Here is a 14,267-nt window from a genome sequence, read left to right on the forward strand (position 1 = left end):
ATTTTTGGGTATCACTATCCTCATATAGTAATAATCTACGAAAGGAGTGCTTCTATGGAAAAATTAAAAGTAGAACACGTATCGAAAGTGTTTGGCAAACATATTCCCCAAGCACTAGAACTCGTCAAGCAACAAAAAAGTAAGACTGATATCTTAAAAGAAACAGGTGCAACTGTTGGTGTATACGATGCCAGCTTTACAGTAAACGAGGGAGAAATCTTCGTTATCATGGGATTATCAGGAAGCGGTAAATCTACATTAATACGGCTCTTAAACCGCCTTATTGAACCAACGAGCGGAAATATATATATCGATGGAGAAAATATTTCTAAAATGGGTAAAGAAAGTTTACGGACTGTAAGAAGAAATAAAATGAGTATGGTTTTCCAAAACTTCGGTTTATTCCCCCATCGTACATTACTTCAAAACACCGAATATGGCCTTGAAATCCGAGGCATTTCAAAGGAAGAACGCCAAGCAAAAGCAGAGCAGGCTCTTGAAAATGCTGGATTACTCGCTTACAAAGATCAGTATCCAAGTCAATTATCAGGTGGTATGCAGCAACGTGTTGGATTAGCGCGTGCTCTTGCCAATGATCCTGAAATTTTATTAATGGATGAAGCTTTTTCAGCATTAGATCCATTGATTCGAAAAGAAATGCAAGATGAGCTACTTGATCTACAACAAAAGGTCAAAAAAACAATTTTATTTATCACGCATGATTTGAATGAAGCATTACGCATTGGGGATCGCATCGCTATTATGAAGGATGGCTCTATCATTCAGATTGGTACGGGAGAAGAAATATTAACCAACCCAGCAAATGATTATGTCAAAACATTCGTGGAAGATGTGGACCGTTCTAAAGTATTGACGGCTGAAAATGTCATGGTGCGACCAGTGTATGTCAACGTAGATTTAGATGGCCCTAAAGTAGCGCTAAAACGCATGCGACAAGAAGCGGTTAGTTTACTAATGGCGGTCGACAAAAACCGACATTTACAAGGCTTTATTACAGCAGACGACGCATTAGCTTCAGCAAAGAAGCAAGAGCAAACCGTTCACTCCATTGTGCAATCAGAAGTGTTAACAGTTCCACCAGATATGCTATTACAGGATATATTAGGGATGATTTATAATTCACCTACTCCTATTGCCGTTGTAAAAGATGGTCGCTTGCTTGGTGTGCTGATTAGAGGCGTTGTCATCCAAGCACTTTCAACGAGTGATGAGGAGGCGGATGTACATGAATAATTTTTTAGATAATATTCCAACAATACCACTAGCTCCATGGGTAGAATCAGCTATGGACTGGTTGACGAGTAATTTTTCAGCGTTCTTTAACTCGATTCAGCAATTTGGAAAACTACTCATGAATCAGGTCACTGATTTGTTAAATAGTATCCCAGCCATTATTTTAATATTACTTGTCGTTGTTTTTGCCTTTTATGCAACTGGTAAAAAATTCGGACTTGCCTCATTTTCATTAATAGGCTTGTTGTTTATCTATAATCAAGGTCTTTGGACAAATCTGATGGAAACAACCACGCTCGTTATCTTTTCAAGTATTATTTCCATCATCATTGGTATTCCACTTGGGATTCTAATGTCGAAGTCTACAATCGCTGAAAGTATTATTAAACCAATACTCGATTTCATGCAAACAATGCCTGGCTTTGTCTACCTCATCCCAGCCGTTGCCTTTTTCGGCATCGGAATTGTACCTGGTGTCTTCGCATCAGTTATCTTTGCTTTACCTCCAACGGTACGTATGACAAACCTTGGTATTCGTCAGGTACCTAAAGAATTAGTGGAAGCCGCAGACTCTTACGGTAGTACAGCTAGTCAAAAACTATTTAAAGTAGAAATCCCACTTGCTAAATCAACGATTATGGCAGGTATTAACCAAACTGTCATGCTGTCCCTTTCTATGGTAGTCATCGCCTCGATGATTGGTGCTCCAGGTTTAGGACGTGAGGTCTTAACAGCCCTTCAACGTACACAGGTTGGGAATGGTTTCGTTGCAGGTTTAGGTTTAGTTATTTTTGCCATTATTATTGACCGTTTAACACAAAGCTTTAATAAAAAGAAAGCCTTATAAAATTAGTTTATTTTCTTGCCAAGAAGGCAGTTTAATAGATATAAATGATGGACAGAAAGGGAGATTAGATGAAACTGAAAACATTATCGAAATTAGGAATGGCCTTAGGTTTAGGCTTCATGCTCGCTGCATGTAGCGGAGAAGACTCTGGTTCTGGAAAAAATAGTGATTCTAAGGAGGTAAACTTAGCCTATGTAGAGTGGGATACTGAAATCGCCTCCACAAATGTAGTGGGGCAAGTCCTTGAAGATTTAGGCTATGATGTGACATTAACTCCTTTGGATAATGCCATTATGTGGGAAGCAGTTTCTAAAGGCGAGGCAGACGGCATGGTCGCTGCATGGTTACCACATACACATGAATCACAGTATGAAAAATATAAAGATAAATTAGATGAGCTTGGCGAAAACCTTGCTGGCGCCAAAATCGGCTTAGTTGTACCAAGCTATATGAAAGCAAACTCTATTGAAGATTTAACAGATGAAGCTGATCGAACAATTACTGGTATTGAGCCTGGAGCTGGTATAACAGCAGCAACAGAAAAAGCATTAAATGAATATGATAATTTAGCAGATTGGAATTTTGTTACTTCTTCGTCTGGTGCAATGACTACTTCTTTAGCTAAGGCTTTGAAAGATAAGGAAGAAATTATTGTTACGGGTTGGTCACCACACTGGAAATTTGCTAAATATGATCTTAAATATTTAGAAGATCCAAAAGGTGTTTACGGTGGCGAAGAAACCATTAATACTTTTGTTCGTAAAGGGTTAAAAGAGGATTTACCAGAAGTGTATTTAGTGTTAGACAACTTTCACTGGACAGCTGAAGATTTAGAAAGCGTTATGCTAGAAGTTATGGATGGTAAAGATCCAAAAGACGCTGCTAAGGAATGGATTGAAGCAAATCCAGAAAAAGTAGCTGAATGGACAAAAGATGTAAAAAAATAATGTAAACAAATGCACTTCCTTTGTTTCAACGGGAAGTGCATTTGTTATGCTTCTTTTATGACAAAATTTTCAACATGACGGCTGCTCCTAAAACAAGCACTATACAAACAATTCTTCTCCAATCCTTTGATTCATTAAAGAAGAACATTCCTAGCAAGGCTCCTCCAGCCGCACCAATTCCTGTCCAAATTGCATAAGCAGTACCCATCGGTAAGGTTTCCATAGCATACGCAAGTCCTGCAAAGCTTAATGTAAATGCAAATATTAATAATCCTAAGTTTTTTTTATTCTTTTCGTTATTATATTTACTAATCATATAGACACCCATCATCTCACATAGGCCTGCCATTATTAATGCCATCCATGCCATTATTCAGTCACCTCTTTTTCCTTCGGCTCTCCTGTCACAAGCTTTAAGCCTACAACCCCTGCCAATAAAACAACAATACATAGTATTTTTGCTAGCTTCCACGGCTCTCCAAACAGTAAACTATCCGCGCATACTGTGCCGGCTGTCCCCAAACCTACAAAAATCGCATATACCGTACCAACTGGTAAGTGCTCTCCCGCTTTAATTAGTAAATAAAAACTAACATAGATTGCAATTACAGTGCCTATCCATTCCCACACACCCGAAGCATGCTTTAAACCAATGACCCAGCCTACTTCAAAGCAAGCAGCGATAATGACACTTACCCAATGCTTATTCATAAAAAATCCCTCCATCTTATCAGACACGACGAATCACTTGTTGATGACTATCCTTCCTCAGCTTTCGCCAAAACACCTGATTTTAGCCAAACAAAAAAGCCCAGAAGAAACTGTCCTTCAACAGTATCTCCCAGGCTTTTATCCTTCCGTGTCACAAAATCAATTTGTGGTTTTCTCTCGGACCAGACTAGCATCTGCTACGGAACCCTAGAAAACTTTACAATATTTTATTAACCTTAGTATAGCAAACTATTTAATACTTTTCCACTGGAACATAACCGACTTTGGCTACTAATGCTTGACCTTCATCGGTAAGTATCCAATCGATTAGCTTTTGAACATTTTCATTCTCCCCCCCAGCAGTGACCGCATACAACTCAGAGACTAAAGGATAGGTCCCATTTCGAATGTTCTCTTTAGTTGGGGCTATACCATCAATGGATAGTAATTTGATTTTTTTATTACGAACCATCTCTGTCGAATAGTATCTAAACGTAAAGCCCATCGCATTTTTATAATTTCGATATTGAGATACTTCATGGATAATTCCACCCATTCCTGAGGCAATATTTTCAGAGGGTGCCTCCATAATTGGCTTATTATCCATTAAATTTTCTAATGCTATTTGGCTTCCGCTATCCGCTGGACGTTGGAAAGCACGGATGGCTTCATCCTCACCGCCAACATCACGCCAGTTGGTAATTTCACCAGCATATATTTTCTTCACCTGATCCAATGTTACATTATCCACATTGTTTTTATGATGGACGAAAAAAACAAATGCCTCTCGCCCAATCGGTGTCATATTAAACGTAAGTCCTTCTTTTTCTGCTTGCCATTCTTGCTTAATAGATGGTGCTGCCACAAAAATTAAATCCACATTTCCCGCTATTAAATTTTGATAGGCTTCTGGTGTACGGTTAACTTGGACCCTACTCTTATATGGCTGATAGTCTCCCTTAGGATAAGTAGCCTCAACAAAGGCTGCATATAAAGGATACATAGCTGTGGCTCCATCTAATCGTGGTAATGACCCTGTCAATTGTAATGAGACTTTTTCGTCAGGCTTTACCACTTGATTGTCCTGCGTAAATGGTTGATAAGCAGATATATCAATTTCTGCATCAACAGTAGGAATACTCAGCTTATAATAATGTTGAATAGGAGGAATTAAAGCAAATATTATTGTCACACCCAATGCACCCATTACCCATCTCTTTTTCTTTTTTGTATTCATCCAATTAAATATTCCACAAACAAACAATACAAATACACAAACTGGAACCGTATAAACTAGTTGCAGAAAGTGCATATGACCACTCAATATGACAATAAGTACTACCATTAATGTCACTACTGATAAACCAATCATAACGCTCACAATTTGTAAGAATTTAATCAAGCCGCAACCCTCCAGTGTAATTTTACACTTTCAAATTAATCGTACTAAATAAAGCAGATATTCGCAACATTATATTCTGAAAATTATGTTAAAATTAAATTTATCTTGATTCGACATCTGCTTGAAACAAGATAGAGCTTTTGGTGGTTATCCTACATTTAGTAGGGGAAAATTCGCCAAGGCACAACTGGACGGATTAGGAGGATTGTACATATGGCAATAGAAAAAGCACGGAATCATTTAGCCCAATGGCATGTGGAACACAAAATACAAGAATTAGAAGAGAGCTCTGCCACCGTTGAATTAGCAGCACTGGCACTTGGCTGTGAGCCTGCCCGCATAGCAAAATCTTTATCCTTTCTTGTCAATGATAGCGCTATACTAATTGTGGCAGCCGGAGATGCAAAAATCGATAATGCCAAATATAAAGCAGTTTTTGGAACAAAGGCAAAGATGCTAGGTAAAGATAATGTCGAAGCTATGATAGGTCACGATGTCGGTGGAGTTTGTCCCTTTGGCGTTAATGAAGGAGTTGTTATTTATTTAGATGAATCCCTTAAACGGTTTACAACGGTATTTCCTGCATGTGGTAGTAGCAATTCTGCGATAGAGGTCACGATTTCCGAGCTAGAAACCTATACACCGTATGAAGAATGGATTGATGTCTGTAAGGGCTGGAAGGATTAGACAAATAAAAATCGGTAAGACTTTTCAACAGTCTCACCGATTTTTGTTATTTCCCTTATTAATTTATAGAGCTTTTACGATGTCTTTGTCGAAATCTTTTTACCATATGTCATATAGCGCCATACTTTTTCAAATGGTCCAATTGAAAAGAATTTGAACCAAATCATACTAAAGATAATTTGGATGGCAAAAATAATACATGCGATTACTACAATATCTGATGGTGAAACGACTTCTAAGCCCATTAGTGAGATAATTGCCGTGCCAATAAAGCTTTGGGCTAAATAGTTGGTAAATGCCATTTGTCCCACTCGTCCAATCGGCTGAAGCATTTTCACAATAGGACGATTTTCCAAAATTATAAATAAACAAGCTAAATAAAAATATGTTGTCGGAACTACTCCTAAACCAATAATAGATTGTAGCTGTTGGTCATCTGCTTGTGATGCAAACCATATCCACAATGAAAAACCAATAAAGAATGGGCCTGTAACAAAAAGCAGCCATTTTATTTTTTGAATATGTCCCCCAATATGACCAATCCAACCAGCTTTTGCTACTAAAAATCCGCTTAAAAACATGATGAATATAGCGATAGCATCATTGCCTAAAAGTCCTGAAATAGTGGACATTACAGCATGAGTCGGCATATACATTTGACCTAATATAGCAAGAATATGAAGTGTGATGATTGTAAAAAGCCATTTACAAATTGTTGAAATTTTCGCAGAGTAAAATGGTAGCAATAAAAATCCAATGACTGCATAAATGGCTAAAATCGAACCCCAAAACAAGAAAATATGAATGATACCGATTATCAATAATGCAAATAAACGTCTTGCAAAGCGCCATTTTGGTTTATCCCCACGTGCTTCTGCCCGGGAAGCAAAAATATAAAAGCCAACACCGAATAGGAAGGAAAAGATTGAAAAGAATTTCTTTTCAATAAAAATATCAATAAGTGAATCGATCACTCCATTGATGCCACTATAATCAGGTATAGGTCCGCCTTCTATAATGACCTGATAGGCGCCTACATTAATAAATAAAATTCCAAATAATGCTAATCCTCGAATAATATCCAAGGAAAGAATTCGTTCTTTTTTTGTAACGGATGGATTCATGTTCAACTAACTCCTTATCTTTTATGCTATAGCTAGCATAACTCTTCATCCTTACAGCTATTTTTTTTAAAGCTTACAGGAACCTTACAAATCAAAAGATTAACTTAATAGTTTTTTATCCGATTCTCTCGAAAAAAATAACATACTTTATAGTAAGAACATAGCAGAAGAGAGGTTTCTCCCATGAAAAGAAATCGTAAATTTGGTTTTTGTTATCCTGGCTATCGATACTGCGGACCTGGTTGCTCGGGACCAGGTGAGCCCACGAATGCGGTGGATAGCTGCTGTAAACTACATGATGAATGTTATGATCGTTACGGTAGCATAAGATATTGTGATGAACTGTTTCAGCAATGCCTCAGACCTCACATGCATACACCCAATAAGATGGCGAGAGATGCTAGACTATTTTATCAAGTATTCGAACTACGCAATCGTTTCTTTTAACAACGAAGCTCACGGTGTTTTGAAAACAACGTGGGCTATTTTTTTGTATAAATCGCATATTTTAGTGGATCGGTAAAGCCCAGCTTCGTACCTAAGTAAATGGATGCTTTATTTGTAACATCACAATCCCAACAAGGTTTTAGCTCGTTGGCCAAACAATGATTGATAAATGTTGTCGCCATCAAACTAGCCAATCCCTGACCTCTAAAATTCGAATCTGTCATAATATCAATTTCCGCATATTCGTTTGATGTAAAAATAGAGACAGCTTCACTAATGATTTGCTCTTTATGTAATAAACAAAAACCAAATCCATTTGTCAGGAAATTAGCTGTAGAATCCCAATATTCATCATAGTAAGCATGGGTGAACTCCATCGCTTTTTTTATATGATGTCGAGTAATTGACATCACCTCAAAATTCGATACTTTTTGCTCATCTCTACCATCATACAAGCTTTTATTAAATGTAAATGTATAGCGTTCTAGTTTTCTTAGCTGTCCTTTTAGCAGTTGTTCAATTTTAGTATTCCATTGCTCTGAATATGAAAATAAGGTAAAACGCTCCCCTTGCTTTATAGATTGCTCGAGACAGGCGGAAAGCTGACAATCAATTTCACTAGTAGTTGAATTACCATATACAAAATAAATTCCTGATTTTGTATGTATTAATAGCGTTTGAAATAAAGTTGTATTTGTATAAACTGTTCATTCTATTAATTGATCGAGAACACTATAAACAAATGTTGGAGCCCTTTTAATATTTCGTTTAATGCTCGGATAATGATTAACTGTAACTTTTATCACGATGTTTCCCCCTTTTTATTGGCATTATGTACCTTATCTTCTATAATAAAATATAGATCTATTTGAAGGGACTGAATTATGCACAGATAGCAATATTTTTCATCCAACATCATTAAAATCTTGGAGGTAAAAGTATTGATTGAATGTATGAACACGGAAAGATTATTATTACGAAAAGTAGCTAATGCTGACGCTAAAAGTTTATGGTCGATTTGGTCAGATCCTTCTGTGACGAAATTTATGAATATCTCAAGCTTTACACACGAAGAACAGGCGCTAGACATGATTGAATTACTAAATCAATTAGCTAATGAACATCGTGCCATTCGCTATTCCATCATTGAATTGACAAGTAATCATATCATTGGCTCCTGTGGATTTAATAACGTGGATTACGATAATGCTACCGCAGAAATTGGCTATGACTTGGCGAAGACTCATTGGGGCAAAGGCTACGCCACAGAAGGTATCATCGCTTTAATCCATGTAGCTTTTACACATTTGGACATGTCGACAATTATAGCAAAGGTCGATGCGGCGAATATCAATTCCATCAGAGTCTTACAGAAATTGAATTTTATTTTGCAGGGCTACGATAGCACTGAAAAAAATTTACAAGTATATGTACTATGTAAAGAGTAATATAAAAAGCTAAGAATGGTTATCTAATCATTCTTAGCTTTTTGCTTAGTGATACATGCCGTGATTAATTTTCCCCGTTAACTTTTCTATTTGTACTTTGAATAATTCTATTTTAGGCATAATTGGATAGCCCTCTTTTTCAAATATCCATTCAGGATTACCATACTTCTCTAAAAGCGCATCAAAGAACCATTCCTTCTTTGACTCCTCTTCCATTCTTACAACTTATCCAAATAGCACTACACTTTGGTAGACAAGTGCAGATTGGTAAGAATATTTTTTCCCTGGGTGTAAATCGCCCATTTCACTTACTTCTATACTGATTTTAGGGTTTTGTTTAATATTGGACCAAAAATGGCTTTCTAGAATATTACCAATATGCAAATAAAGTTTTCCTTCATACACATAAACAAATAGAATTACATAAGGATATCCTTCCTCATCAACTGTCGCAACATACGCGACTTTCCCCATCTTCCAAAATTGCCGTGCTTCATTTTTAGAAATTTCTACACGTTTGTTTTGAATCATATCTCTTATCGTTAACCCCCTCATCAAAATATAGTACGATAAAAATAAAAACGTTAATCTCAAAACATATATTTCATTTACATCTTTATGGTATCTAAAAAAAGAATAGTTTTCCTTTCGCGCATAAGTAAAGCCAAGAATGCACTCGTTTAGCATTCTTGGCTTTATTACTTTAACGCTATTTAATTGGAATCCAAATTTCTGAGTATGAATCGGGGCTATACGCATCCTCTTCTGGGTACACTTCAAGCTCAGCCGTTCCTGCTGGCTCATATGGATTGGAGGGGAACCACTCTGAATATATTTGTTTCCACGTATTTTGCATAGCATCTGGCATTGGCCCGTGCACCTCAAACACAACCCACTTTGATGCAGGTACTTCCATCGTTAATAGATCCTCTCCCACATCACCTACATGATTTGTAGCAATCCAGTAATCAATGAAGCCCTGTTGTCCTTGGTTTGTATTTGGTACACAAACACCTAATACTCCATTGATGTTGCCATTATTTAATTGATATAGCTGATGATCGAAGCCACTCTCATTGATTTCCTGCCAAAACAATGGAATTTCCCGAGTGTTTTCTCCGTCATGGCAATTGTACGTTCTTTTCACCCCAACAACTTGAAACTTATCTTTTTCTACGATTTTATACTTCATTGGTTCTGCTCCCTTCAAGCTTACCTGAATCACCAGGCGATTGTATGATTTTAGTGGTCCTTGCCTCTTTCTCGCTTCACTCGGCGTTACATAATGCTGTTTACGAAACGCTTTTGTAAAAGCTTCAGGAGTTTCATAGCCATACTTGTAGGCGAGATCGATTATTTTTTGATCTGTATCCATTAATTCCTGAGCCGCTAATGTTAATCTCCTCCGTCGTAGATAATCCGCAATGGACATATCCGTTAAAATCGCAAACGTTCGCTGAAAATGGAAGACAGATGAATTAACCTCCTGTGCAATCTGTTCAATCGTTATGTTTTCTAATAAATGATCTTCCATAAAATTAATGGCTTTTTGAATCGACTCAATCCAACTCATTGCTCTCACTCCCTGATACCATCTTAAAATAGTTAATGCTTTCCAGCCTGTCTTTTTATGCTAACTTTGGACAGGTATGTGTAGAAGCAGTTTTTCATCACTAACACTCCTTCTATTTTCGTTACTTTACATACGATTTTCGCTCTTTCTCCACTAAAATCCATTGTACTAACTATCGAAAAACAACCATTATATTTATAATAACGGACAAGGCCTTTATTGTCCTTAAATCAAGGAGTGTCATCATCGTATCTTACCAAATGAGGAAGAAAAGACTTAGGCTATGCCTTCAGATGAAAAGGGGGCAATGGGAAATTTCCAAGCATGTTGTAATCATGAAGTATACGAAGAATTAGGCTACAGGTAGTATCGATGATAAATCTAATGCAGCTGTAGAAGTCTGTTACTTTGAAGCCATCATAATTGGCGGACAAATGACCCTTCTTAATCTTTGAATAAATTAATGTATGATATTGCATGGAAATCTAAAGATGAGGTCGCACTACTACCATTAACATTCCTAAAAGATCGACCATTTCTCTTATGTTTATGTCAATAAAAAAAGTCACGCCTCTCGACATGACCGATTTTTTTCATATAAAATTATTGGCTGTTCTCTTCTTGATGCTGATAAATAATTAAGGCAGAATGGATGACCGTCTGTTCGCCGATATAGAGGGTATTGTACTTGATATCAAGTATGAAAAAGTAACTCAAATCTAATAAAGCCCGATTAATATCATGTTCAAATTGCACAATATCGTTGTTTTGGATTGTCACAACTTGAGTCGTTTGTGTCATTGCCCACACCCCTTTTCTTTCATGATAGTTCAAAAGGGTATCAAAGTCAGTAAAAAAATATTGGAGCAAAATAAGCTCCAATATTTTTTAGTACATCGTTAAATATTCCTCACGCTCCCAGTTATGGACCCGTGTACGGTATTTATCCCATTCTATTTCTTTGGCTCTATTAAACTTTTCATAAATATGATCACCTAGAGCTTCTCGTACAACTGCATCCATTTCTAATTCAATTAATGCGTGTTCCAATGAAGATGGTAGACTATCAATACCATTTAATTCACGCTCTGGACCTGTCATTTTATAAATATTTCGATCTACCGCTGCTGGAGGCGTTAAATCTTTCCGTATGCCGTCAAGTCCAGATGCTAAGATTACAGCCATTGCTAAATAAGGATTTGCTGCAGGATCAACTGAACGTAACTCAATACGTGTTGATAATCCTCGAGCTGCTGGAATACGAATAAGTGGCGAACGGTTTTGAGCAGACCATGCAACATAGCATGGGGCCTCATAGCCTGGAACTAATCGTTTATAAGAATTAACCAGTGGATTCGTGATAGCAGTAAAGCCATGTACATGCTGGATAATACCTGCCATAAAGCTACGAGCTGTTGCGCTTAATTGAAGTTCTGCGTGTTCGTCATAGAAGGCATTTTTATCCCCTTCAAATAACGATAGGTTAAAATGCATGCCAGAGCCGTTAACTCCAAATAGTGGCTTAGGCATAAATGTTGCATGTAGCCCATGCTGTGCAGCAATCGTTTTTACGACTAATTTAAATGTTTGAATATTATCGCATGCTTCGATGGCGCTAGCATATTTAAAGTCAATTTCATGCTGTCCAGGTGCAACTTCATGGTGAGAAGCTTCAATTTCAAAGCCCATCCCCTCCAGTTCTAAAACAATATCACGGCGACAATTCTCCCCTAAATCTGTCGGAGCTAAGTCAAAATATCCTCCGCTGTCATTTAGTTCAAGTGTCGGATGCCCTTTTTCATCCAGCTTGAAAAGGAAAAATTCTGGCTCTGGTCCCAAGTTAAAGGAAGTGAAGCCTAACTCCTCCATTTCCTTTAAAACGCGCTTCAAATTAGATCGTGGATCCCCTTCAAAAGGTGTTCCATCTGGTCTTGCAATATCGCAAATAAAGCGTGCCACCTTACCTTTTTCAGCTGTCCAAGGAAAAATTACAAATGTATTAAAGTCTGGTCTTAAATACATATCTGATTCCTCTATACGTACAAAACCTTCAATCGAAGAACCATCAAACATGACTTTATTGTCTAATGCCTTTTCTAATTGGCTCACAGGTATCTCTACATTTTTAATCGTACCTAATATATCAGTAAATTGTAGGCGAATAAACTTCACATTTTCTTCCTTCACTCGGCGTATAATACCTTCTTTTGTATAATGTTTCATTTTCCACCACTCCAATGTAAATTTAATTAACACAACTTTTTTATGACTGTTTTAAAAATACATTATTTTTTAAAATTTAGCAACATTCATGTAAGGTTTTATAACATCGTTTTTTTAGAATATATTCATCTTGATTTTCGATACATAAAAAAAGGTATACCCATTAACTAAATGGATACACCTAATTTATATTTTATTTTTTAATATTGTAAAAGCATATTAACGAACACTACCAGAATGACAACAGGTACTATAATCAACATCAACAACCTGTAGGCTGAATAATATCCCTGTCCCATATGACTTCCCATTAACAGTTCTCTTCTTACAAATTCCTTATCCACTACATAGGCAATAAAAATAGCAATAAACAAGTTCCCCAATGGTAGCATTAAGTTTGATACTAAAAAGTCAGTTGCATCAAATATGTTCTTTCCAAAAACCGATACATCAGCTAACAAGCTAGAGGAAAGGGATGCTGGAATGGCTGCGAGAAATACGACTACACCAAGACACGAAGTCCATACAAGACGTGTTTTTTGACTATTTTCCATCAATGCCGCTACAATAATCTCGTATAAACTAAACGAAGACGTTAATGTGGCAAATAAGAACAATAATAAAAACATCGCTAAAAATACTTCCCCAAACGGCATCTGGCTAAATGCTGTTGGTAGCACCATAAATAATAAGCCCGGCCCAGCTGCCGGCTCTAAATCAAAAGCAAAAACAACCGGGAAAATGGCTAGTCCGGCTAAAAATGAAACCAGTACCGTCAGCATAACTACGGAGCCTGCCGAATTCGGAAGACTTACATCTTTTTTGAGGTAGGAACTGTATGTAACAAGACAAGAAAATCCTACTGCTAATCCAAAAAATGATTGCCCCAAAGCTTCTAATATAGATTTCCCTGTAATATTCGAGAAATCAGGCCATAAAAAGAATTTTATCCCTTCCATGGCGCCATCTAATGTGACAGCACGTATCACAAGGACAATGAACATAATAAAGAGCAATGGCATCATCCATTTATTTGCCTTTTCAATACCATTTTGGACTCCTAATGAAATAACAAGTACATTTGCTAATGTAAACAAAGCTAAACCTACAAGCGTAATCCAAGGTGTACCAATTATTTTTCCAAATAGCTCTGCAGGATCAATAGCTGGGTCAATGACAGCACCTGTTAATCCTAGCCCACTATAAATAAAAATCCAGCCCCCGACAACGCTATAAAATGTTAGTAATAAAAAACATCCGAGAACACCCATTCGGCCAATCCATGCCCACCCCTGCTTTGTAGGAGCAATTTTTTTATAGGCAGTGATTGCCTCAGACTGCGTACCTCGCCCTAATATATATTCAGATAATAGCATCGGGAGCCCAATTAATAATGTAAATAGCACAAATATTAAGAAAAACGCGCCTCCACCACTTTGCCCAGTTACATACGGGAGCTTCCAAATCGCTCCTAGTCCAATTGCAGCACCCGCTGATGCTAAAATAAATCCTAACTTACTAGACCACTGTCCTTTTTTTCCACTCATCTCTTCAAACTCCTCAAACATTCTAAACTCATCTCTAATTCTACATGAAAATAGAGT

At 37.1% G+C, this 14,267-nt stretch carries 17 protein-coding genes and 1 riboswitch; of the genes, 6 read left to right on the top strand and 11 right to left on the bottom strand.

Going from position 1 to position 14,267, the window contains the following annotated elements; genetic code table 11:
• Positions 1 to 54: 54 nt before the first annotated feature.
• The 3 genes from ACP3VS_RS00410 to ACP3VS_RS00420 all read left to right on the top strand — a co-directional run bounded on the left by ACP3VS_RS00410 (position 55) and on the right by ACP3VS_RS00420 (position 3,048).
• Positions 55 to 1,254, top strand: a complete 1,200-nt coding sequence (locus ACP3VS_RS00410) for a quaternary amine ABC transporter ATP-binding protein (RefSeq protein ID WP_012293442.1) — start codon at positions 55 to 57, stop codon at positions 1,252 to 1,254.
• Positions 1,247 to 2,101: an ABC transporter permease gene (locus ACP3VS_RS00415; RefSeq protein ID WP_008174570.1), complete on the top strand. Its 855-nt coding sequence runs from the start codon at positions 1,247 to 1,249 to the stop codon at positions 2,099 to 2,101. The genes ACP3VS_RS00410 and ACP3VS_RS00415 overlap by 8 nt, the downstream gene beginning before the upstream one ends.
• Positions 2,102 to 2,169: 68 nt before the next feature.
• Positions 2,170 to 3,048: a glycine betaine ABC transporter substrate-binding protein gene (locus ACP3VS_RS00420; RefSeq protein ID WP_325881213.1), complete on the top strand. Its 879-nt coding sequence runs from the start codon at positions 2,170 to 2,172 to the stop codon at positions 3,046 to 3,048.
• Between the two features lie 55 nt (positions 3,049 to 3,103).
• Here ACP3VS_RS00420 and ACP3VS_RS00425 read toward each other — a convergent pair whose 3' ends face one another.
• The 3 genes from ACP3VS_RS00425 to ACP3VS_RS00435 form a co-directional block, all read right to left on the bottom strand.
• The gene (locus ACP3VS_RS00425) at positions 3,104 to 3,418 is read right to left on the bottom strand and encodes a DMT family transporter (protein WP_012293440.1); all 315 of its coding nucleotides are present in this window, start codon (positions 3,416 to 3,418) and stop codon (positions 3,104 to 3,106) included.
• Positions 3,418 to 3,759, bottom strand: a complete 342-nt coding sequence (locus ACP3VS_RS00430; protein WP_031419133.1) for a DMT family transporter — start codon at positions 3,757 to 3,759, stop codon at positions 3,418 to 3,420. Before ACP3VS_RS00430 ends, ACP3VS_RS00425 begins: the two co-directional genes overlap by 1 nt.
• A 125-nt stretch (positions 3,760 to 3,884) precedes the next feature.
• Positions 3,885 to 3,981, bottom strand: a riboswitch (guanidine-I (ykkC/yxkD leader).
• Between the two features lie 31 nt (positions 3,982 to 4,012).
• Positions 4,013 to 5,161 carry a PstS family phosphate ABC transporter substrate-binding protein gene (locus ACP3VS_RS00435; protein WP_426388286.1) on the bottom strand — a complete coding sequence of 383 codons (1,149 nt, stop codon included), beginning with the start codon at positions 5,159 to 5,161 and terminating at the stop codon, positions 4,013 to 4,015.
• 213 nt (positions 5,162 to 5,374) lie between these two features.
• On the opposite strand from ACP3VS_RS00435, the gene ACP3VS_RS00440 reads away from it, so the two are divergent.
• Positions 5,375 to 5,848, top strand: a complete 474-nt coding sequence (locus ACP3VS_RS00440) for a YbaK/EbsC family protein (RefSeq protein WP_012293435.1) — start codon at positions 5,375 to 5,377, stop codon at positions 5,846 to 5,848.
• A 74-nt stretch (positions 5,849 to 5,922) separates the two neighbouring features.
• On the opposite strand, the gene ACP3VS_RS00445 is transcribed toward ACP3VS_RS00440, so the two are convergent.
• Positions 5,923 to 6,972 carry a DUF418 domain-containing protein gene (locus ACP3VS_RS00445; RefSeq protein WP_031419129.1) on the bottom strand — a complete coding sequence of 350 codons (1,050 nt, stop codon included), beginning with the start codon at positions 6,970 to 6,972 and terminating at the stop codon, positions 5,923 to 5,925.
• A 183-nt stretch (positions 6,973 to 7,155) separates the two neighbouring features.
• Here ACP3VS_RS00445 and ACP3VS_RS00450 point away from each other — a divergent pair, with 183 nt between their 5' ends.
• Positions 7,156 to 7,419, top strand: coding sequence for a Parvovirus coat protein VP1-like protein (locus ACP3VS_RS00450; RefSeq protein WP_080695175.1), 264 nt, complete (start codon positions 7,156 to 7,158; stop codon positions 7,417 to 7,419).
• 35 nt (positions 7,420 to 7,454) lie between these two features.
• Here ACP3VS_RS00450 and ACP3VS_RS00455 read toward each other — a convergent pair whose 3' ends face one another.
• On the bottom strand, positions 7,455 to 8,087 hold the full coding sequence (locus tag ACP3VS_RS00455) for a GNAT family N-acetyltransferase (protein ID WP_416277535.1): 633 nt from the start codon (positions 8,085 to 8,087) through the stop codon (positions 7,455 to 7,457).
• Positions 8,088 to 8,360: 273 nt separating this feature from the next.
• Between ACP3VS_RS00455 and ACP3VS_RS00460 the strand changes: the two genes are divergently transcribed.
• Complete coding sequence (locus ACP3VS_RS00460) at positions 8,361 to 8,867, top strand: GNAT family N-acetyltransferase (RefSeq protein WP_036215037.1); 507 nt, start codon at positions 8,361 to 8,363, stop codon at positions 8,865 to 8,867.
• 45 nt (positions 8,868 to 8,912) lie between these two features.
• Here ACP3VS_RS00460 and ACP3VS_RS00465 read toward each other — a convergent pair whose 3' ends face one another.
• The 6 genes from ACP3VS_RS00465 to ACP3VS_RS00490 form a co-directional block, all read right to left on the bottom strand.
• Positions 8,913 to 9,083, bottom strand: a complete 171-nt coding sequence (locus ACP3VS_RS00465; protein ID WP_012293431.1) for a hypothetical protein — start codon at positions 9,081 to 9,083, stop codon at positions 8,913 to 8,915.
• A 9-nt stretch (positions 9,084 to 9,092) separates the two neighbouring features.
• Positions 9,093 to 9,398, bottom strand: coding sequence for a pyridoxamine 5'-phosphate oxidase family protein (locus ACP3VS_RS00470; RefSeq protein ID WP_227256916.1), 306 nt, complete (start codon positions 9,396 to 9,398; stop codon positions 9,093 to 9,095).
• Positions 9,399 to 9,576: 178 nt separating this feature from the next.
• Entirely contained in the window at positions 9,577 to 10,440 is an 864-nt protein-coding gene (locus tag ACP3VS_RS00475) for an AraC family transcriptional regulator (RefSeq protein WP_426388287.1), read from the bottom strand.
• A gap of 603 nt (positions 10,441 to 11,043) precedes the next feature.
• Complete coding sequence (locus tag ACP3VS_RS00480; protein ID WP_031419126.1) at positions 11,044 to 11,241, bottom strand: hypothetical protein; 198 nt, start codon at positions 11,239 to 11,241, stop codon at positions 11,044 to 11,046.
• An 87-nt stretch (positions 11,242 to 11,328) separates the two neighbouring features.
• Positions 11,329 to 12,663 (bottom strand): type I glutamate--ammonia ligase, encoded by a 1,335-nt coding sequence (glnA, locus tag ACP3VS_RS00485; protein WP_031419125.1) that lies wholly within the window; start codon positions 12,661 to 12,663, stop codon positions 11,329 to 11,331.
• Positions 12,664 to 12,863: 200 nt separating this feature from the next.
• Positions 12,864 to 14,210 (bottom strand): sodium-dependent transporter, encoded by a 1,347-nt coding sequence (locus ACP3VS_RS00490; protein ID WP_036161017.1) that lies wholly within the window; start codon positions 14,208 to 14,210, stop codon positions 12,864 to 12,866.
• Positions 14,211 to 14,267: the final 57 nt, after the last annotated feature.

This window comes from Lysinibacillus sp. VIII_CA (assembly GCF_049943995.1).
In the GTDB taxonomy this organism is placed as follows: Bacteria; Bacillota; Bacilli; order Bacillales_A; family Planococcaceae; genus Lysinibacillus; species Lysinibacillus pinottii.